This is a genomic window from Mesorhizobium sp. WSM1386 (assembly GCF_055901595.1).
Genome location: NZ_CM148373.1, coordinates 5,403,574 through 5,423,426, shown reverse-complemented (window position 1 = coordinate 5,423,426; position 19,853 = coordinate 5,403,574). Strand labels below are relative to the sequence as shown.

The window sequence follows — 19,853 nt, the reverse complement described above, 5'->3', positions numbered from 1 at the left end:
CTGCGCGTTTTCCTTCTTCCCCTGTGGGAGAAGGGGGAGCCTGCATGACCCAACTCGGCGCCACCGTCACCCGTGACGGCATCCGCTTCGCCGTCTGGTCCTCGTCGGCGAGACGCCTCTGGGTGTCGATCTTCGATCATGCGGGCTCCCACGAGACCGACCGGCTTGAACTCCAGCCGGAAGGACAGAGCGTCCACGCACTCTTCGTCTCCGGTCTCGCCGCCGGCACGCGCTATGGCTTTCGCGCCGACGGCGATTATGCGCCTGAGCAAGGGCGGTGGTTCGACCCAGACAAGCTGTTGACCGATCCCTATGGTATCGAAATCGATCGGCCCTATGCCTATCACTGGCGGCTTGCCGCGCGGCGCAACGAAGGTGCCGACACGGCATCATTGATGCCGAAGACCGTGGCGCTCGCGCTGTCCAGGCCGATCCCGGCCCGGGCGCCTGTCTTTTCGCCGGGTGGGCTGATCTATGAACTGAACGTTCGCTCGTTCACCAAGCTGCATCCGGACATTCCGGAAGAGCAGCGCGGTACGGTCGCGGCACTTGCTCATCCTGTCATCATCGAGCATCTCAAAAAGCTCGGCGTCTCGGCCGTCGAACTGATGCCGGTGACGGCATCGATCGACGAACGGCATCTGCCGCCGCTCGGGTTGAGCAACGCCTGGGGCTACAATCCCGTCACCTTCATGGCGCTTGACCCGCGCCTCGCGCCCGGCGGCCTGGCGGAATTGCGCGACGCGGTCGCTGCACTGCGTGAGGCCGGTATCGGCACCATCCTCGACTTGGTCTTCAACCACACGGGGGAAAGCGATCGGCTGGGGCCGACCCTGTCGCTGCGCGGCTTCGACGATCAAGCCTACTACCGGCACCAGCCGGATGGCAGGCTGGTCAATGACACCGGCACCGGAAACACGGTCGCCTGCGACCACCCGGTGGTGCGGAAAATGGTGCTCGACACGCTTCGCCATTTCGTCCGCCATGCCGGCGTCGACGGTTTCCGCTTCGATCTGGCGCCGGTGCTGGGCCGCGTCGACGGCGCGTTCGATCCCGCCGCGCCGTTGCTCGGGGCGATCGCCGGCGATCCCGTCCTTGCCGATCGCGTGTTGATCGCCGAACCGTGGGACATCGGTCCCGACGGCTACCAGCTCGGCAATTTCCGACCGCCTTTCCTTGAATGGAACGATCGCTATCGCGTCGACGCCAGACGCTTCTGGCGCGGCGATGCCGGCATGGTCGGTGGGCTGGCGACGCGGCTTGCCGGCTCGTCCGATGTTTTCGGCAAGGGCGGCCAGCCGGCCAGCCGCAGCGTCAATTTCATCGCCGCGCATGACGGCATGACGCTGGCCGACATCGTTGCCTATGAGCGCAAGCACAACGCGGCCAATGGCGAGCAGAACCGCGACGGTCACAACGACAATTTGTCCTGGAACAATGGCGGCGAGGGCGAGACGGACGACACGGCGATCGCCAAGGCGCGCTTCGACGACCGGTGCGCGCTGCTTGCGACGCTTTTCGCCTCGCGCGGAACGATCATGCTGACCGCTGGCGACGAATTCGGCCGCACACAGAAGGGCAACAACAACGCCTACGCGCAGGACAACGCGATCACCTGGCTCGACTGGGCAGGCCGCGACCAGGCGCTGGAGCGATACACCTCGGCGCTCGCAGCACTTCGCCGCGCCGTGCCTGCCTTGTCGGACACACATTTGCTGACGGGTGAGCCGGCCGAGTCTTCAGGCATCCCCGACGTCGCCTGGCTGGCCGAGACCGGCGCGCCGCTTGCCGAGGCGGACTGGAATGATCCCACCCGGCATCGCCTCGTCATGCTGCTAGGCGATGCCGGGGGCGGCCGCCTTGCCATCATGGTCAACGGCGATCGCCGCCAATGCGTCTTCACTCTGCCAGTAAGGGAAGGGTTCCGATGGCAGCCGGCGACCGAAACGCAGGCGATCGACCTTGCACGCCCGCTGCCGGGCCGCAGTGTCAGTTTTATGACAGAGCATCGGATCGAAAAGTGGCAACCGGTTTTCGGGCAATCCGATGCGGAAAAATTGGTCCGCGCCGGCCCGGCAAGAGCCGCGACAGGAAGGGTTCGTGATGGCTGACGACAATTCCGGGCAGGGCGCGGAATGGTGGCGCGGCTGCGTCATTTATCAAGTCTATCCGCGTTCCTTCCAGGACACGACCGGCGACGGCAGCGGCGATCTCAGGGGCATCACGGCAAGGCTGGCCCACATCGCCTCGCTTGGCGTCGATGCCGTCTGGCTGTCGCCCTTCTTCAAGTCGCCGATGGCCGACATGGGCTACGACGTTTCGGATTATCGCGCCGTCGATCCGATGTTCGGCACACTGGAGGATTTTGACGCGCTGGTCGCCGAGGCGCATCGGCTGGGTCTGAAGATCATCATCGACCAGGTGCTGTCGCACTCGTCCGACAAGCATGAATGGTTCATCGAAAGCCGTTCAAGCCGCGACAATCCCAAGGCCGACTGGTACGTCTGGGCCGATACGAAACCCGATGGCAACGCGCCCAACAACTGGCTGTCCGTCTTCGGTGGCCCGGCCTGGGAATGGGACTCGACCCGCCGGCAATATTACATGCACAATTTCCTGGCCTCGCAGCCGGATTTGAATTTCCATAACCCGGAGGTCCAGGACGCGCTTCTGGACACGGTGCGGTTCTGGCTGGAGCGTGGCGTCGACGGTTTCCGGCTCGACACGGTCAATTACTATGTCCACGACCGCTGGCTGCGCAGCAATCCGCCTTTGGCGTCGAGCGTCGCCGGCACCAACGGCGAGACCAACACCTATCTTTACCAGGAGCATCTGTTCGACAAGACGCAACCGGAAAACCTTGCCTTCCTCAGGCGTTTCCGGGCGCTGCTGGACGAGTATGAGGACCGCGCCGCGGTCGGCGAGATCGGCGATGAAGGCCGTTCCCTGCAGACGCTCGCCGCCTACACCTCCGGCGGCGACATGCTGCAGATGTGCTACACGTTCGATTTGCTCGGTCCGCAGTTTTCAGCGGCGCATGTGCGCGGCTGCGTCGCGGCCTTTGAAAATGCGGTGGCCGATGGCTGGGTCTGCTGGGCGTTCTCCAACCATGACGTGGTGCGCCACGTCAGCCGCTGGACGCCGCCGGACGGCGACCCCGACGCGGTGGCCAGATTCTCGATCATGCTGCTCGCCTGCCTGCGCGGCTCGATCTGCCTCTACCAGGGCGAGGAACTCGGCCTGGTAGAGGCCGAGCTTGCCTATGAGGATTTGCGCGATCCCGTCGGCATCCGCTTCTGGCCCGGTGTGAAGGGCCGGGATGGCTGCCGCACGCCGATGGTCTGGGAGGCTGGGGCCGACAATGCCGGCTTCTCCACCGGCAGGCCCTGGCTGCCGGTGCCGGCGAGCCATCGCGCCCGCGCGGTCGATGTGCAGAACAGCGACGAGCAATCGGTGCTGTCCGCCTATCGCTCGGCGCTCGCCTTGCGCAAACGGCATTCGGCGCTGGTCCGCGGTTCGATCCGCTTCCTTGACGCCGAGGGTGACGTGCTCGCCTTCATCCGCGAAGCAGGCGGGGAGAGGCTGCTCTGTGTCTTCAATTTCGCCGGGGAGGCGACAAATTGGCCGCTGCCGCCGGACATTGGTGCGGTCGCCGTTGTCTTGGAGGGCACTGCTGCAGTCGAGGGAGAAGCGCTTTCGCTGCCGGCTCTCGGTCGCTTCCTCGGTCGGTTCGACTGATTGGCGGTCTTTGGGCCAAGCGATCCGCTTGGCGCAAATGCTTACTGAACGAGCACCGCGCGTCCGCAGATCGCGCCGGTGACACGCACGTCGGCCTGGCCGACGCCGACACCCAGCGCTGACAGCACATTGTAAAGCAGGTCGTCGACCGGCGCCGTGACAGTGTTAAGCAGGGTCACCACCGCCGGCTTCACCGTTCCAAGCAGCGCGGTCAGATCGATGCCGAGACCAAGCGCATTGACCGAAAGCGACAGGTTGTTGACCAGCGACGTGGTCAGCGACTGCGAGATATTTCGTGTCGAAACGGTCTTGATCGTCTTGTTGGCGATGTCGGTCGCGTTGAACGTCAAGGTTTGCGGGCTGTTGTTGGTGATCGCGGTCGCGGCCGAACCCATCACCTTGATCAGCGGGATGTTGATCAGCAGGAGCTTGAAGCTCACATTCGCGATCTCGGCGTCGGTGAAGGTCTGTGGCTGGCTGAAATCCGCGAAGCCGGAGGGATTGTTGCTGTTGGCCAGGTTGAGCCGGGCAATACCGGGATGCGCGGCAATGGAAACACTGATGCTGGACGGTCCTGCCGGACAAGTGATGTCGGTCAGCTTGGCTTCGGCATAGGCGACTTCGACATTGAGCGGCAGGTTGACGGCCAGCAGGCTGATGCCGCCGCCGAGACCCGGTGTGCCGACACCGACGGACGCCGTCAGTTTGATGCGCGTCTGGGCCGTTCGAACGACAGTGCCGATGCCGCCGACCGCGAGCCATGGCGAGGATTGCGCCGGCTCGCCAATGGCGATGCTGAGCTTGGTGGAGAGCAATCCCGGGATGGTGGCACCGAGATCGATGTCAGCCTGGTTGGTGCCGTTCGCGAGCACTGCGGCGGCGGTCAGCATTCCCATTGCGCTTGCGTCCACGCCAAGGCCGGACGGCTGTTGCCCGAGCCCCAGGCTGCCAATGGAACCAAGGTCGACAAGACTGCTGAGCGGGATCTTGACCGTGCTCGTCGACTTGGACGCAATGCTCTGCAGCGCGATCTTTGCCGTGTTGCCGAGGCCGGGGACGTTGGCCATTGCGGTGGCGATCTGGCCCACCGTCGCCTTCGAGGCCAGGACGTTCGAATAGGTACCGCCGGTCACGTTCAATTGTGTGGCGAGCGCACTGATGAAGGAAAGCACGCTGACATCGGCCGAGATCAGCCCGTTATAGTCCATGACGCTGAGCGAGATGTTGCCGCCGAGAAGTCCGCTCAAAAGCGCATTGAGGATGCCGCCATTGACGCCGAGCAGCCTCGACCCGACCGAGAATGTCGCCTGCGGCGTCATGCTGGCCGTGGCTTGGGTGCCGATCACCGGTGTGGGGATGAGCGAGCTGGCGAAATAGCGGGCGGGGATTTTCGCCAACGTGACACGCACTGCATTGTAGGGGGTCACCCCCGCCTGGAAGCGCTGGGTGACTGTGGCGGTCGATGAGGCATATCGGCCTTGCGTGACCGTCACCACCGTCTTGCCGGTGGCCGGGGCAATGGTCTGGCCGGAAGCTTGAACGACGACGCCTGGCATGCCGTTATCGGTGAGCGTGGTGACGACTGCCGTGTTGACATTGTTGATGTTCGAGGCCGCGGTGATCGCCGCCAGATCGACCATCGCCTGGGCTTCCCGGCGCTCGGTGTAGATCGAGGCCTCGTCGATCGCCACCGCCGCCAGCGCCAATGCGACCGGAGCGATCAGTGCCGTCATCACGGCGAAATTCGCCTTGCTGTCTCCCACCATCGACCGTGCAAGCCGGCCGATGCCCTTGCCCGCCCGCATCGGCATTTTCAGATCCCCCCGACCCTGATCGTCGACTGGCGTTTGATCGTGGCACCGGGCATCGCTATGCCCGGGAAGAGATTCCAGATCGGCAGGTTGCGCGCATCGTACGAGACGGACACCACGAACTGGCTGCCATCGGCCACGCTGTCATTGGCCTGGTAGGACAGTTTGCTGGCGTCCACGAAGGGATAGCCGGCGGCGTTGTTGGTGAGGAATGCGGCCACCAGCGTCTGGCGCTCGGTCTGGTTCAACCCGGCGATCGCCGTCCGGGCGGCGTCGGCCGCAATCTGCTGAATAGAGCTGGCGGCTCCGAAATAGATGCCGTATGCAACCATTCCGAGCAAGAGAAGGATGAACAGCGGTGACAACAGAGCGAACTCGACCGCTGAAGTTCCCGAAGCGTCCATTCGGAACGCACGCCTTCGGGCCTTGGAAATGAGGATCTGAACCATGATACCAGCATGCCAAAGTTCGCATGCAGAAAGCGAAAACCCTGGGTGCAATCAGAGGGTGCATGCGATTGAAAAAGCCGCTCTAAATTAGGCGTTGCTTCTTCAGCTATACTGATTGACTTAGGGTCAATCAGTACTCGGTTGAAAAGAGCTTACCTCCTGTCTAGTCTCCTGCCACCAGCTGCCGGGGGGAACCGGCGGCGCGCTCGAAGGGGCCAGCCATCGGCTCCGGGGCGTCAACACTTAGAGGCGCGCCGACGGCAGCGCCGACAGGGAGAACTTCATGCTGAAAAACATGCTGAAGGCGACGGTTTTCGCCACGACCATGGCAGTGACCGCCGGCACTTTCTACACGCCGGCTTTCGCCGAAATTGTCTACAACCGAGGCACCGCTGCAGAATCAGAATCGGTCGACCCGCACAAGACCTCGACGGTTTACGAAGCCAATGTCCTGCGCGACCTGTTCCAGGGTCTCGTCATGCAGGACGAGAAGGCGAACCTCATTCCTGGCGCCGCCGAGAGCTGGACGGTATCGGACGACGGCACCGTCTACACCTTCAAGCTGCGCAAGGACGGCATGTGGTCGGACGGCAGCCCGGTGACGGCGGACGACTTCGTCTACGCGTTCCACCGGCTGGAAGACCCGGCGACGGGCGCCGAATACGCCTCGATGCTTTATCCGGTAAAGGGTGCGGAGGACGTCAACACCAAGAAGGGCAAGCCTGAGGACATGGGTGTCAAGGCGATCGACGCCAACACCCTGGAGGTGACGCTGAAGGCGCCGACGCCTTACTTCCTGGAGATGCTGACCCACCAGGCGACCTATCCGGTCAGCAAGGCCTCCATCGAAAAGCTCGGCGCCGATTGGATCAAGCCCGGCAATCTTGTCTCGAACGGAGCCTATACGCTGGCCGAATGGGTTCCCAACGACCACATGAAACTGGTCAAGAATCCGAAATTCTGGGACGCCGCGACCGTCAAGTTCGACGTGGTCAACTACATCCCGACCGAAGACCGCTCATCGGCGATGAAGCGCTTCGAGGCCGGCGAACTCGACAGCTATGACGACCTGCCGACCGAACAGCTCGCCGATCTCAAGACCAAGTTCGGCGACCAGATCCACGTCGGTCCATATCTCGGCACCTACTATTACGCGATCAAGACCGACAAGGCGCCTTGGAACAATCCCGAGCTGCGCAACGCCATCTCGATGGCGATCGACCGCGACTTCCTGGCCGAAAAAGTCTGGCAGAACTCGATGCTGCCTGGCTATTCGATGGTGCCTCCGGGCATCGAGGGCTATACGCCGGCAGTGGCCAAATATGCCGACACGCCGCAGATCGACCGCGAGGACGCAGCCAAGAAAATCCTCGAGAAGCTCGGCTACACGCCGGAACATCCGCTGAAGATGGAAATCCGCTACAACACCTCGGAGAACCACAAGAACACCGCGGTCGCCATCCAGGAACAGCTGAAGCCGCTCGGCGTCGACGTCACCTTGCTCAACACCGACACCAAGACCCACTATTCCTTCCTCGAGCAGAAGGGCGACTATGACGTGGCCCGTGCCGCCTGGATCGCAGACTACAAGGATCCCGAAACCTTCCTCGGCATCTCGCGCAAGGCGAGCGGCAACAACTACTCGAACTACGACAGCCCGGCCTATGAGGCGGCCATGGACAAGGCCGCGGCCGCCGGCGGCAAGCCCGAAGAGCGCATGAAGGAGCTCTCCGAGGCCGAGCGCATCCTGGTCGACGATGTCGGCCAGATTCCGCTTCTCTACTACAGCTACCACGACATCGTTTCCTCGAAGCTGCATGGCTTCGTCGACAACGTGATGGATGTGCATCCGTCGCGCTTCGTCAGCAAGGACTGATCCCTGGCCAGGCCCGCCGCGCGCTTCGAGTGCGCGGCGGTGCTGGTTTGCCATCGCATCGGTCCGGAAAGCGCAATCGATTTTCGGGACATCCGGTGCGAAGATTGAAGGCTGGAGCGCAATCGTCCGACTGGACGCGCGAGCTCCGGATCAAGCGGGGCACCGATGCTGCGATACGTATTCCGGCGGCTTTTGACCGCCATTCCGACGCTGTTCGTCATCGTGACGATGGCGTTTTTCCTGATGCGCGTCGCGCCGGGCGGCCCGTTCAACCAGGAGCGCGGGCTGAGCCCCGAGATCAAGGCCAACCTTGAAGCCCAATTCGGCCTCAACGACCCGCTCTGGCTGCAATACGTCCACTATCTCGGCAATCTCCTGCGCGGCAATTTCGGCCCGAGTTACAACATGCCGGATTTCACCGTCACCGAACTGTTTGCCAAGGGCCTGCCTATATCCATCCAGCTCGGCGCCTCGGCGCTGATCCTGGCGCTGCTGCTCGGCAGTGTGCTCGGCACCGTCGCCGCACTGAACCAGAACAAGCTTGGCGATTACGCGGTGATCGCGCTGGCGACCGCCGGCAGCACCATCCCGACCTTCGTCATCGCGCCGGTGATCCAGCTTCTGTTCGGGCTGACCTGGAAGCTGTTGCCGATCGGCGGGTGGGGCGATGGCGCCTTCATCAACAAGATCGGCCCGGTGCTCACCCTTGCCTTGCCACAGATCGCCATCGTTGCCCGCCTGATGCGCGGCTCGATGATCGAATCGCTGCGCTCCCACCATATCCGCACCGCCCGCGCCCTCGGCCTCTCCGACTGGTCGGTGGTGGTCAAGCACGCGCTGCGTGGCGCCATCTTGCCGATCGTCTCGTTCACCGGCCCGGCGGCGGCGGCGCTGTTGACCGGTTCGGTCATCGTCGAGACGATCTTTTCCATTCCAGGCGTCGGCCGCTATTTCGTCGATGCCGCCCTCAACCGCGACTATACGCTGGTGATGGGAACGGTGGTGGTGATCGCCATCTTCACCATCGTCTTCAACCTGATCGTCGACGTCATGTACGCGGTCGCCGATCCGAGGGTGCGCTATGACTGATATCGCAGCCTCGGCCCCCGTCATCGTCGGCCGCTCGCTCTGGGGCGACGCGTGGGCGCGTCTCAAGGCCAATCGCGCCGCCATGTTCAGTCTTTATTACCTGGCCTTTGTCGCGATCATCAGCGTGTTCGGCCCCTGGTTCGTGCCGCATCAGTACACGACTATCTATGCCGACTATGTGCGCACGCCGCCGAGCTTCACGGCCTATCCCAAGGCAGATATGATCGAGACGGCACTCAATGACGCGATCAGGCGCATGCGGGTCGAAATCAAGGAATGGAAGCAGGACGGCGAGCGCGTCACGGTCACCGTCACCTCGACGAAGCCGATCGACGATCGCAACATCCGCTACCTCGACCGGTCCGACGCCTTCGACAACACCAAGATCGAGAGCAAGTCGCCCGACGGCCTCGAAGTGACGATGAGCACGTCGGTCAAGCAGCAGTATTTCCTGTTCGGCACCGACAACACCGGCCGCGATCTTCTCTCGCGCACACTGATGGCCGGGCGGATATCGCTGGCCATCGGCCTTCTTGCGGGTGTCGTGGCGGTGGTGATCGGGGTGATCTACGGAGCCACGGCCGGCTTCGCCGGCGGCAAGGTCGACGAAGTGATGATGCGCATCGTCGACGTGCTCTATTCGTTGCCGTTCATCTTCTTCGTCATCATGCTGGTGGTGTTCTTCGGCCGCAACTTCGTGCTGATGTTCCTGGCGGTCGGCGCGGTACTATGGCTCGACATGGCGCGCATCGTGCGTGGCCAGGCGCTGTCGATCCGCCGCCAGGAATATGTCCAGGCGGCCGAAGCCATGGGCGTCGGCCAGCGCGGCATCCTGCTGCGCCATGTCATCCCCAACCTGCTTGGTCCCGTCGTGATCTACATGACGCTGCTGGTGCCGCAGGTCATCATCCTGGAGAGCTTCCTGTCGTTCCTGGGGCTTGGCATCCAGGAGCCGATGACCAGCTGGGGCGTGCTGATCTCGGTCGGCGCCAAGAACATCGGCACGGCCAACTGGCTGCTCTTGTTTCCCGCCTTCTTCCTCGTCTCGACGCTGTTTGCCCTGAATTTCGTCGGCGACGGCCTGCGCGACGCGCTCGACCCAAGAGATCGATAGAGATGATAGCGATCGATAGAGATGATAGCGATCGATAGAGATGGGGACCGTTGACATGGCTGCTGCCGAAACCATCCTCAGCGTCAAGGACCTGCGCGTCCGCTTCCGCACACTCGACGGCGCCGTCGAAGCGGTGAAGGGCATCAACATCCACGTCAATGCGGGCGAGACCGTTGCCGTGGTCGGCGAGTCCGGCTCCGGCAAGAGCCAGACGATGATGGCGGCGATGAGCCTGCTGGCCTCCAACGGCGAAGCATCGGGCAGTGTCGACTATCGCGGCCGCAACCTCCTGGCACTGAGCAAGTCCGAGCTGAACAAGGTCCGCGGCCGCAAGATCAGCATGATCTTCCAGGAGCCGATGACCTCGCTCGATCCGCTTTATTCGATCGGCAACCAGCTGATCGAACCGATCCGTCGGCATCGCGGATTGAATGCCGCCGAGGCGCATGAGGAGGCGCTCAAGCTGCTGCGGCTGGTGCATATTCCAGATCCGGAGCGGCGGATGAAATCCTATCCGCACGAAATGTCCGGCGGTCAGCGCCAGCGCGTGATGATCGCCATGGCGCTCGCCAACGACCCTGACATCCTGATCGCCGACGAGCCGACGACGGCGCTCGACGTGACCATCCAGGCGCAGATCCTGATGCTTCTGGCCGAATTGCAGCGCAAGCTTGGCATGGCGATCGTATTCATCACCCACGATCTTGGCATCGTCCGGCGCTTCGCCGACCGGGTCTATGTCATGCGCCAGGGCGAGGTCGTCGAGGAAGGCGAGGCGGAAGCGATCTTCGTCGCCCCGCAGCATGCCTACACCAAGATGCTGCTGGCGGCCGAGCCGACGGGAACCAAGGCGCCACCGTCCGCCAATGCGCCCGTGGTGCTCGAAGGCAGGAATGTCGAAGTCACGTTCAGGATCGGCGGCGGCTTCCTCGCCGGCGAACCGTTGATGCTGCGCGCCGTCGACGACATTTCGATCCGGCTGCAGCGCAACCAGACGATCGGCATTGTCGGCGAATCCGGCTCGGGAAAATCCACGCTCGGCCGCGCTTTGCTGCGGCTGTTGCCGAGCGACGGGCTCATTCGTTTCGGCGATCGCGACATTTCCACGGCCGACCGGCAGGCGATGCGGCCGCTGCGGCGCCAGATGCAACTGGTCTTCCAGGATCCGTTCGGCTCGCTATCGCCGCGCATGACCGTCGGCCAGGTCATCACCGAAGGGCTCCTGGTGCATGAGCCTGATCTTTCGGGCAAGCAGCGCGACCAGCGCGCGGTCGAAGCCCTGCGCGAAGTTGGCCTCGATCCAAACGCGCGCAATCGCTACCCGCATGAATTCTCGGGCGGACAAAGGCAGCGCATCGCCATTGCGCGTGCCATGATCCTGAAACCCAAGATGGTCGTGCTTGACGAACCGACCTCGGCGCTCGACCGCTCGGTGCAAAAACAAATCGTCGAACTGTTGCGCAAGCTGCAGGCCGACCACGAATTGTCCTACCTGTTCATCAGCCACGACCTTGCCGTGGTGCGCGCCATGGCCGACTACATCATCGTCATGAAGCAGGGCAAGATCGTCGAGGAGGGGCCGACCGAGGCGATCTTCAGCAATCCGCGAGCTGCCTACACCCAGACGCTGATGAATGCGGCAATCGATGTCACGCGGTTCCGGTTGAGCGCCTGAAACGTCGCTTCAGACAATCATCGTGGCGGCGTCTGTTTGCTCAGCTCGCCGACCTCGGGCACCTGCGCGCCCGTGCGGCGACAATGGCATCGTGCCGTTGCTTCAATTGGTCGATCCTCGCCGTCTCGCGGTTTGCGACCGCCGTCTTCACCCGCGAACCACCCAGCAGCCAGCGCGGCACGCTGGTGTTGGCGACCTTGCCGCGCGTGATCGCCACCTGCGAGATTTCGCCGGCGTTTTCGCCCAGTGCGCTGTTGAGCTCGGTGCAGCTCATTTTGTCGTATTTGGCCGCGTCCACCGTCCTGCCGATTGATGAGCAACCGGCTAAGAAAAAGCCGGCGACGAGAAGCAGTGCAACCAAAACAACCGGTGCCGGCTTTGCCATTGAAATCAAATTCATGTCCGCATCCGGCTCGCCGTCTACCGGCCCCTCATACCACACTTAGGTTCGATGCCCATGTCGTCAAAGTTTGCGCCTGCTGTCGAGCACGCAGTCCGTGCTCACGCTGCCTTGGCGACGCATCCGGTCCCGGAGGCTCCACCGCCGAGCACTGCCTGGGCGATGTCGGCCTCGTTTTCATCGACATGGGCCGTCACCAGAACGATCCCCTCGGCAACGCTCCGATCATCCGGCTCGATGGTGGTCGTAACGAATGTCCCGAGCAGTGCGCCGGCACCGCCGCCGCAGATCGCGCCGATCAGCGCCGCTGCCGGCAATCCGGCAGGCAGAGGATTGATGCCTAGGACTGCGACAGCGCCCAGGCAGGCCGACGCCCCGGCGACCGCGCCAAGCAGGACAGAAGGTGTCTTCAAGACTCCGACTTCGTCATGGTAGGGCCCGATGACGGCAATCTGTACGCGGGGAACTCCGGCCGCCACCAAGGCGCCTGTGACCCTGGCTGCTTCGGCATGGGAATCAAAAAGCCTGCTAATTGTCGGCATGGTCATTCAGGGCGCGTTTTTGTCCAGCACCGTGTCGGCAACGAAGGATGCGGCGATCAGATCATCGCCATCGATTTGGCCCTGGCCGTCTTCCATCGCGGCCGCGACCCTTTGGAAGGTCTTCATTTCGTCCTCGGTGATCCGAGCCTCCTGCATCTTGGTCCTGAGGTCGTGCACGCGTGTGCTTAAGGCATGGGATCTTGCGGTCTCACGATTCGACATGCTCTTCATTTCCGCTTTATTCGATTGTCTTCCCGCCCAATCAACCAAATTAGGATCGTGTACAGCCGTTCCAAGTTGGGCTTCGGTCGGATGGGCTGCCAGACCTAGGTCTGATCGCAAAGGGCAATGGTCTTGCCGGGGACGCCGCGCGGAACAGCAGCTGTTTGCCGCCGTTGTCCGCTGCACGATCGTGGGAGGAAGCTGATGGAAAAGAGTGTTGGCCAGGCGCGTTGGTTGCTCGCACCGGTCTTCGCCGCGGCCATCACCTTGATGGCTATCGGGATAGCCCTCGGCTGAGCACCCAGGAGAACCGGCCAAGGAGGAGAACGGGCCAAGGTTTTGCAATTGGCGCAGCCACGTCCCTTCCTGCGCCGATAGGGTTCGCTCGCCGCTCTCATGTGATGAGTGATGTGGCGAGCGAACCCTCGATTTCTGGTGGGAGCCGCAATCCGCGGCCCTTTGGGGGGCAGCAAGTCGGATTCTGCAGGTTTCAATGTTGAATGACGGCTTTTGCGGCGTGGCGCCGCATGAGAGCCATCGTCGAGCTTTGTGCGCGGGACGCTGTAGGGCGTCTGGCTGGCCCGGCTCGATCGGCGAGCCGGGCCAGACGGGCGGTGATCAGTATCCGCCGTTGTCGATCACTACGGGGTGACGGTGATGGTGACGGTAGGTCGAGACGGAGCCCGTGACAATCACAGTGTCCCGACGATGATGCCGGCGGCCATGGTCGTAGAATGCAACTGTACCGTGGCGGCGATGATGCAGGCGCTGGCCGTACTCGTTGATGATCTTGACGTTGTTGTGGTGTCGATGGTGGGTCCTGATAACGACATCGGTCTCGGCTGCCGAAGCCACTGCCGGCAATCCGATGCAAAGCGCCAAAGCGCACATGGCCATTGTTTTCATTGTAATTTCTCCATTGCCTTGATTAGCCCTTCCTTGGATAACCGCTGCTGGTCCGCTTTGGTTCCGGTTCAGGGCTGGATGAGGACGGCTGGGTTGATGGACGGGCGATCACATCGTCAATGGCCTGGACGAGGCTGCGTCTCGGCCACGATAGTTGGGAAACCCTGGTGTCCGCACCATCTGCGGCGAAAGCAGACGAAATGCGACAGAAGTGCTGCCATTGCCGCTTGCAGGAACGAGGTGTGGCGGCTATAAGCCCGCGGTCTGGTCACGGAGTGTAGCGCAGCCTGGTAGCGCACCTCGTTCGGGACGAGGGGGTCGCAGGTTCAAATCCTGCCACTCCGACCAGAAACGCATTGGCGCATCCCGACTTCGGCGCCCTCCTGAAAACAAGGCAAGACGTTTCACCTCAAACGCCACGCGTTTTGGGGGTAAACACGGCTTGAAGCCTATGGTAGCCACGACCCTCGACAATTTGTGTTCCAGCCATTTGGAGTTTTCCAGTCTTGACCCCCAGGATCGTCGGCGAGGCCTTGCCCAACAGCTTCGAATTCGAAACCGAGGCGCTGATAAAGCCATCCGGCTTCCGCGAATATGACGCCCGCTGGTGGTTTGGCTACCCCGGTTCGGCTGTGCCGCCGGAGCTCAACCTGATCGGTGTCCAGGCGCTCGGCATGGGGCTTGGCACGCTGATCCGCCGTCTCGGCGCCGGCCCCGACATCGTCACCGGGCATGATTTCCGTTCCTATTCATTGTCGATCAAGCTGGCGCTGGTGTCCGGATTGATGGCCGCGGGCGCACGGGTGAGGGATATCGGCCTGGCGCTGTCGCCAATGGCCTATTTCGCCCAGTTCGCGCTAGAAACCCCGTCGGTGGCCATGGTCACCGCCTCGCACAACGAAAATGGCTGGACCGGCGTCAAGATGGGAGCGGCGCGGCCACTGACCTTCGGACCCGAGGAGATGAGCGCGCTGAAGGCGATCGTGCAGGCCGGAGATTTCGACCTTGTCGGCGGTGGTTCCTATGATTTCATCCGCGATTTTCGCGCCACCTATCTCGACGACCTGACCAGGGACAAGCGTATCGCGCGAAAGCTGAAAGTGGTCGCCGCCTGCGGCAACGGCACCGCCGGCGCCTTTGCCCCGCAAGCGTTGCAGCGCATCGGCTGCGAGGTGATCCCGCTCGATACCGAACTCGACCACACCTTTCCACGCTACAACCCCAACCCCGAAGACATGCAGATGCTGCATGCCATAAGGGACAAGGTTCTGGAGACCGGCGCCGATGTTGGGCTGGGTTTTGACGGCGACGGCGACCGCTGCGGCGTCGTCGACAATGAAGGCAACGAGATTTTTGCCGACAAGGTCGGCGTGATGCTCGCGCGCGACATCTCCGGCCAGCACCCGGGTTCGACCTTCGTGGTCGACGTCAAGTCGACCGGGCTGTTCAACACCGACAGCGTGCTCAAGGCCAATGGCGCCGTCACCGACTACTGGAAGACCGGCCACTCCTACATCAAGCGGCGTGTCGCCGAACTCGGCGCCGTCGCCGGCTTCGAGAAATCGGGGCATTTCTTCTTCAACCCGCCGATCGGGCGCGGCTATGACGATGGGCTGGTCACGGCCATCGCCATCTGCCAGATGCTCGACCGCAATCCGGACAGCTCGATGGCCGACCTCTACCGTGCGCTGCCGCTGACCTTCGGCACACCGACCATGTCGCCGCACTGCGCGGACGACGTGAAGTATGGCGTGGTCGAGCGGGTCGTCTCCGACTTTCAGGCGATGATGCGAGACGGCGCCGCTTTCGCCGGCCAGAAGATATCGGACCTGATCACCGTCAACGGCGTGCGTGTCGTCGCCGAGGACGGCACCTGGGGGCTGGTGCGGGCGTCTTCGAACAAGCCTGAGCTCGTCGTGGTCGTCGAAAGCCCGGTCTCGTCGCAGCGTCGCCGCCAGATGTTCGAGGCCGTCGACGCCGTGCTGCGCCGCAGCCCCGAAGTCGGCGCCTACAACCAGACTTTCTGAGCTGTGATTCGGCCAGCCTGACCTCGATCTCGACGCATGAGGCCGAAGCCACCATCACCAGTGGAAATGTCGCAGAACCGATCCCTGTCGACATCGCGAACCGATAGGAGTTGCCGCATTTCCAACTGGACGAACACGGGCTAAAGGCTTGTGTCGGGCGCCAACCGCCGCTTTTTTGAATACGAGACCCGAATGACCGATCGAATTGTCAGTTTTGTCATGAGCGGCGGCGTTGGCTCGCGGCTCTGGCCGCTGTCACGCGAGGACAATCCCAAGCAGTTCCATGACCTGTCGGGCGATGGCTCGATGCTGGCCAAGACCTTGCGTCGGCTGGCGGCAAGATCCGGCGGCGAAACGCCGATCTTCCTGATCGCGTCGGAGCGCCATGCCGAACGTGTGCATGCCGATCTTGCCGGCCTCGATCTCGCCGGCGGCGGTCCGCTGTTCGAGCCCACGGGGCGAAACACCGCTGCCGCCGTCGCGCTGGCGACGCTGCGCACTTTGTCCGAGTTCGGCGACAGCCTGGTCCTGGTGGTGCCGTCGGACCACGAAATATCGACGGCAAGGCAATTCTGGCAGAGCATAGAGGCGGGTGCCGAGGCGGCACGCGCAGGCCGACTTGTGGTGTTCGGCATAAAGCCGGCGCAACCCGAAACCGGCTATGGCTATATCGAGGTCGCGGCCGAAAGTGGCGGCATCTTCGACGTCTCACGCTTCGTCGAAAAGCCGGACCTTGCGACTGCGCAAGGCTATCTCAAAGCCGGAAATTTCTACTGGAACACCGGCATCTTCCTGTTTCGCGCCAGCGCCATGCGAGATGCATTTGCCGCCTTCCAGCCGGACATCTGGCAGGCCACCGAAGCAGCCTACAGGGCGGCGACATCGGATCTGTCCGGCCTCTATATGCCGCTGGAGCTCTACGCGGCCATCCCGTCCAATTCGATCGACTACGCCATCATGGAGCGGGCGAAGGACATCGCGATGGTGCCGGCCGATTTCCGGTGGAACGATCTTGGCTCCTGGCAATCGCTGCTCGATGTCGGCCCGTCCGACAGCAGGGGCAATGTCATTGTCGGCGATGTCGTCGCCATTGATTGCGAAAATTCGTACATCCGCGGCGACGGTCGCCTCTTGTCCGCCATCGGCATGAAGGACGTTGCCATCGTTTCGACCGCTGACGCCACTTTCGTCGCTCCTGTCAGCCACAGCCAGCACGTCAAGAAAGTCGTCGAGCAGTTGGAGAGGTCGGGCCGGCTCGAAACACGGTTTACGCCTGCCCATGATCGCGTCATTGAAAGCGGCGCCTGGCGGCGGCGCGTGCATCACTGGCTGTTTCAGGAAACCTTACCATTGTGGTCGACATCAGGTGTCGACGAGCGCCACGGCGGCTTCCACGAAGCGCTTGGCTTTGACGGCTCCCCGTTGATCAAGCCCAAACGCATGCGCACGCAGGCTCGCCAGGTCTATGCCTTCGCCGTCGCCAGCGCTCGCGGTTGGGATGGTCCTGCCGACCGGCTGATCGCACATGGCATCGACTTCATGGCAGGGAAGGGGCGCACCGACCGCGGCGGTTGGGTGCGCACGCTGAATGTCGACGGCTCCGTTGCCGATGCCACCGAGGATGCCTACGACCATTCCTGCGTTTTGCTGGCGCTGGCGCATGCACATATGTCGGGCAATCCGGATGCCCTTCGGCTCGGCGAGGAAACCTTCGCTTTTCTCGATGCCCATCTCGAGGACAGCCGCATGACCGGATTCCTCGAGACATCGGACGGGGAGGGCGAGCGGCGCTCCAACCCGCACATGCATCTGCTCGAGGCTTTCCTGGCTTGGCATCAGGCCACTGGCGAGCGTGCCCATCTGCGCCGTGCCGCACGCATCATCGACCTTTTCCGCAGTCATTTCTTCGATCCTGAAAGCTGGACGCTCGGCGAATATTTCGACGCCGAATGGAAGCCGGCCGCTGGTGACAAGGGGCTCTGGACCGAGCCTGGCCATCACTTCGAGTGGGCTTCGCTGCTGGTCGATTTTGCCGAGCGCAGCGGCCAGGCCGAATTGCGCGGCTTCGCCAGGAAACTCTACGCCTCGGCAATCGCCAGCGGTCTCAACCGCGCCACAGGCCTTGCCTATGGCGCGGTCTCGCGGCAAGGCCTGCCTCTCGACCTGGCGTCACGCAGTTGGCCGCAGGCTGAAGCGGTCAAGGCGGCAATTGCGCTGAATGGCTCCGGCGGTCCCGATCTCAAGCCGGAGATAGAGGCGCGCGTCGGCCGGCTGTTCCGCTGGCACATCGATCCGGCGCCGCTGGGGCTGTGGATCGACCGCATCGACGAGCGCGGCCGCTCCTTGGCATCCGACGTTCCAGCCAGCATTTTCTATCACCTGGTCTGCGCGCTGACGCAGTATCTGGACGGGACGGCGGAGAGAAGCTAGTTGACGACCGCCTCATCCCTTCACGCCCCCCTCTGTCCTGCCGGACAGAGGGGGCGCTGTCCCGCCGACCTCTCAATAAGGCGCCGCCACGTCCCCCGTCTCGACATAGACCGATTTCAGCTGCGAGTAGAGTGCCAGCGCCGCCAGCGAATTTTCCCGCCCTATGCCGGACTGCTTGAAGCCGCCGAACGGGATTTCGACTGGCGTCAGATTGTAGGCATTGATCCAGCAGGTGCCCGCCTGCAGCTCGGAGATGACGCGGTGGGCGCGCGGCAGGTCGCGGGTGAACACGCCGGCGGCAAGGCCGAATTCGGTATCGTTGGCGCGGTCGATCACCTCGTCCTCGCCGTCGAACTTCAGCACGCTCATGACAGGTCCGAAAATCTCCTCCCGGGCGATGCGCATGGTGTCGGTGACGCCGGTGAACACGGTCGGCTCGACGAAGAAGCCGCCATCGAAACCTTGCAGCGAAGGCACGTTGCCGCCGCAAGCCAGCGTGGCGCCATCCTGCTTGCCGGTGCCGATATAGCCGACAACCTTCTCATGCTGCGCTTTCGAGACCAGCGGCCCCATCTGGGTCTCGGGATCGAGTGGATCGCCGATACGGATTTTCTTGGTCCGCTCGACCAGCCTTTCGACAAAGCGGTCGTGAATGCCGCTCTGCACGAAGACGCGCGTGCCGTTGGAGCAGATCTGGCCGGTGGAATAGAAATTGCCGAGCATGGCACCGCCAATGGCGTTTTCGATGTCGGCGTCGTCGAAGACGATCAGCGGCGACTTGCCGCCGAGCTCCATCGTCGCGTGCTTCATCTTGGAGCCGGCAAGCGCCAGCACCTTGCGGCCGGTCGGCACCGAGCCGGTCACCGAAACCTTGGCGACGACATCGTGGCCGACGAGGCCTGCGCCGACATCGCCATAACCCTGCACGACGTTGAACAGCCCGTCGGGCAGGCCGGCCTCGCTGTAGATCTCGGCCAGCGCCAGCGCCGACAGCGGTGTGTTTTCCGATGGCTTGAACACCATGGCGTTGCCCATGGCGAGTGCGGGCGCGGACTTCCAGCCGGCGATCTGGATCGGATAATTCCAGGCGCCGATGCCGACGCAGACGCCGAGGGCCTCGCGCCGCGTATAGGCGAAGGGGCCGCCGAGGTCAACGGATTCGCCATTGTAGGCGGCGACCGCGCTGCCGAAATATTCAAGGCAATCGGCTGCTGAAGGCGCGTCCGCTACCAGCGTTTCCTGGATCGCCTTGCCGGTGTCGAGCGTCTCGATGCGGGCAAGGTCGGCGTTGCGGGCGCGCAAAATGTCGGCAGCGCGGCGCAGGATGCGGCCGCGCTCGACCGGCTTCAGCCGCGCCCAGGCGGGTTGTGCTGCCCGTGCGGCCTCGATGGCCAACTCCAGCACGTTCGGCGTCGCCGCGCGCAGCATGGCGATGGTCTCGCCGGTGGCCGGATAGATGACCGGCAGCGGCGCGCCTTGCTCGTCGTCAACGTAGCGTCCGTTGACATAGTGCGATGCCGTGGGCTGGGCGCGCATGGGAAGTCTCCAAATTCTATTCGCCTGGGCCGGACGTT

Annotated in this window: 15 protein-coding genes and 1 tRNA gene; 9 read left to right on the top strand and 7 right to left on the bottom strand. The window is 63.1% G+C overall.

Annotated elements, in window-relative coordinates:
- Positions 1 to 44: 44 nt before the first annotated feature.
- Both glgX and bglA read left to right on the top strand, forming a co-directional pair.
- Positions 45 to 2,111, top strand: a complete 2,067-nt coding sequence (gene glgX / locus AC0NIH_RS26685; protein ID WP_473468401.1) for a glycogen debranching protein GlgX — start codon at positions 45 to 47, stop codon at positions 2,109 to 2,111.
- A complete protein-coding gene (bglA, locus tag AC0NIH_RS26680; RefSeq protein WP_473468403.1) occupies positions 2,104 to 3,738 on the top strand; it encodes a beta-galactosidase BglA in 1,635 nt (544 codons plus the stop codon). Before glgX ends, bglA begins: the two co-directional genes overlap by 8 nt.
- Positions 3,739 to 3,779: 41 nt before the next feature.
- Here the strand turns inward: bglA and AC0NIH_RS26675 are convergent, their stop codons facing one another.
- Positions 3,780 to 5,549 carry a hypothetical protein gene (locus AC0NIH_RS26675; protein WP_473468404.1) on the bottom strand — a complete coding sequence of 590 codons (1,770 nt, stop codon included), beginning with the start codon at positions 5,547 to 5,549 and terminating at the stop codon, positions 3,780 to 3,782.
- Between the two features lie 2 nt (positions 5,550 to 5,551).
- The gene (locus tag AC0NIH_RS26670) at positions 5,552 to 5,998 is read right to left on the bottom strand and encodes a TadE/TadG family type IV pilus assembly protein (RefSeq protein WP_473468406.1); all 447 of its coding nucleotides are present in this window, start codon (positions 5,996 to 5,998) and stop codon (positions 5,552 to 5,554) included.
- 283 nt (positions 5,999 to 6,281) lie between these two features.
- On the opposite strand from AC0NIH_RS26670, the gene AC0NIH_RS26665 reads away from it, so the two are divergent.
- The 4 genes from AC0NIH_RS26665 (at position 6,282) to AC0NIH_RS26650 (ending at position 11,752) form a co-directional block, all read left to right on the top strand.
- Positions 6,282 to 7,874 (top strand): peptide ABC transporter substrate-binding protein, encoded by a 1,593-nt coding sequence (locus tag AC0NIH_RS26665; protein ID WP_473468408.1) that lies wholly within the window; start codon positions 6,282 to 6,284, stop codon positions 7,872 to 7,874.
- Between the two features lie 165 nt (positions 7,875 to 8,039).
- Positions 8,040 to 8,963: an ABC transporter permease subunit gene (locus tag AC0NIH_RS26660; protein ID WP_473468409.1), complete on the top strand. Its 924-nt coding sequence runs from the start codon at positions 8,040 to 8,042 to the stop codon at positions 8,961 to 8,963.
- Positions 8,956 to 10,077 carry an ABC transporter permease gene (locus tag AC0NIH_RS26655; protein ID WP_473468411.1) on the top strand — a complete coding sequence of 374 codons (1,122 nt, stop codon included), beginning with the start codon at positions 8,956 to 8,958 and terminating at the stop codon, positions 10,075 to 10,077. Before AC0NIH_RS26660 ends, AC0NIH_RS26655 begins: the two co-directional genes overlap by 8 nt.
- Before the next feature lie 55 nt (positions 10,078 to 10,132).
- A complete protein-coding gene (locus tag AC0NIH_RS26650) occupies positions 10,133 to 11,752 on the top strand; it encodes an ABC transporter ATP-binding protein (RefSeq protein ID WP_473468413.1) in 1,620 nt (539 codons plus the stop codon).
- A 40-nt stretch (positions 11,753 to 11,792) separates the two neighbouring features.
- On the opposite strand, the gene AC0NIH_RS26645 is transcribed toward AC0NIH_RS26650, so the two are convergent.
- The 4 genes from AC0NIH_RS26645 to AC0NIH_RS26630 all read right to left on the bottom strand — a co-directional run bounded on the left by AC0NIH_RS26645 (position 11,793) and on the right by AC0NIH_RS26630 (position 13,822).
- Positions 11,793 to 12,152 (bottom strand): hypothetical protein, encoded by a 360-nt coding sequence (locus tag AC0NIH_RS26645; protein WP_473468415.1) that lies wholly within the window; start codon positions 12,150 to 12,152, stop codon positions 11,793 to 11,795.
- Between the two features lie 101 nt (positions 12,153 to 12,253).
- Positions 12,254 to 12,565: a hypothetical protein gene (locus AC0NIH_RS26640; RefSeq protein ID WP_245264167.1), complete on the bottom strand. Its 312-nt coding sequence runs from the start codon at positions 12,563 to 12,565 to the stop codon at positions 12,254 to 12,256.
- A 135-nt stretch (positions 12,566 to 12,700) separates the two neighbouring features.
- Complete coding sequence (locus AC0NIH_RS26635; RefSeq protein ID WP_023777276.1) at positions 12,701 to 12,916, bottom strand: hypothetical protein; 216 nt, start codon at positions 12,914 to 12,916, stop codon at positions 12,701 to 12,703.
- A gap of 618 nt (positions 12,917 to 13,534) precedes the next feature.
- On the bottom strand, positions 13,535 to 13,822 hold the full coding sequence (locus AC0NIH_RS26630) for a hypothetical protein (RefSeq protein ID WP_473468416.1): 288 nt from the start codon (positions 13,820 to 13,822) through the stop codon (positions 13,535 to 13,537).
- 271 nt (positions 13,823 to 14,093) lie between these two features.
- Here AC0NIH_RS26630 and AC0NIH_RS26625 point away from each other — a divergent pair.
- The 3 genes from AC0NIH_RS26625 to AC0NIH_RS26615 all read left to right on the top strand — a co-directional run bounded on the left by AC0NIH_RS26625 (position 14,094) and on the right by AC0NIH_RS26615 (position 18,279).
- Positions 14,094 to 14,170: transfer RNA gene (locus tag AC0NIH_RS26625), tRNA-Pro, on the top strand.
- A 158-nt stretch (positions 14,171 to 14,328) separates the two neighbouring features.
- Positions 14,329 to 15,849 (top strand): phosphomannomutase/phosphoglucomutase, encoded by a 1,521-nt coding sequence (locus tag AC0NIH_RS26620; protein ID WP_474025082.1) that lies wholly within the window; start codon positions 14,329 to 14,331, stop codon positions 15,847 to 15,849.
- A 192-nt stretch (positions 15,850 to 16,041) separates the two neighbouring features.
- On the top strand, positions 16,042 to 18,279 hold the full coding sequence (locus AC0NIH_RS26615) for a mannose-1-phosphate guanylyltransferase/mannose-6-phosphate isomerase (RefSeq protein ID WP_473462667.1): 2,238 nt from the start codon (positions 16,042 to 16,044) through the stop codon (positions 18,277 to 18,279).
- 72 nt (positions 18,280 to 18,351) lie between these two features.
- Here the strand turns inward: AC0NIH_RS26615 and betB are convergent, their stop codons facing one another.
- Positions 18,352 to 19,815, bottom strand: coding sequence for a betaine-aldehyde dehydrogenase (betB, locus tag AC0NIH_RS26610; protein WP_473462665.1), 1,464 nt, complete (start codon positions 19,813 to 19,815; stop codon positions 18,352 to 18,354).
- Positions 19,816 to 19,853 lie beyond the last annotated feature (38 nt).

Coding starts and splice junctions, on each gene's coding strand:
- glgX (WP_473468401.1), top strand. CDS start 45: ATGACCCAACTCGGCGCCACCGTCACCCGTGACGGCATCCGCTTCGCC.
- bglA (WP_473468403.1), top strand. CDS start 2,104: ATGGCTGACGACAATTCCGGGCAGGGCGCGGAATGGTGGCGCGGCTGC.
- AC0NIH_RS26675 (WP_473468404.1), bottom strand. CDS start 5,549: ATGCCGATGCGGGCGGGCAAGGGCATCGGCCGGCTTGCACGGTCGATG.
- AC0NIH_RS26670 (WP_473468406.1), bottom strand. CDS start 5,998: ATGGTTCAGATCCTCATTTCCAAGGCCCGAAGGCGTGCGTTCCGAATG.
- AC0NIH_RS26665 (WP_473468408.1), top strand. CDS start 6,282: ATGCTGAAAAACATGCTGAAGGCGACGGTTTTCGCCACGACCATGGCA.
- AC0NIH_RS26660 (WP_473468409.1), top strand. CDS start 8,040: ATGCTGCGATACGTATTCCGGCGGCTTTTGACCGCCATTCCGACGCTG.
- AC0NIH_RS26655 (WP_473468411.1), top strand. CDS start 8,956: ATGACTGATATCGCAGCCTCGGCCCCCGTCATCGTCGGCCGCTCGCTC.
- AC0NIH_RS26650 (WP_473468413.1), top strand. CDS start 10,133: ATGGCTGCTGCCGAAACCATCCTCAGCGTCAAGGACCTGCGCGTCCGC.
- AC0NIH_RS26645 (WP_473468415.1), bottom strand. CDS start 12,152: ATGAATTTGATTTCAATGGCAAAGCCGGCACCGGTTGTTTTGGTTGCA.
- AC0NIH_RS26635 (WP_023777276.1), bottom strand. CDS start 12,916: ATGTCGAATCGTGAGACCGCAAGATCCCATGCCTTAAGCACACGCGTG.
- AC0NIH_RS26630 (WP_473468416.1), bottom strand. CDS start 13,822: ATGAAAACAATGGCCATGTGCGCTTTGGCGCTTTGCATCGGATTGCCG.
- AC0NIH_RS26615 (WP_473462667.1), top strand. CDS start 16,042: ATGACCGATCGAATTGTCAGTTTTGTCATGAGCGGCGGCGTTGGCTCG.
- betB (WP_473462665.1), bottom strand. CDS start 19,815: ATGCGCGCCCAGCCCACGGCATCGCACTATGTCAACGGACGCTACGTT.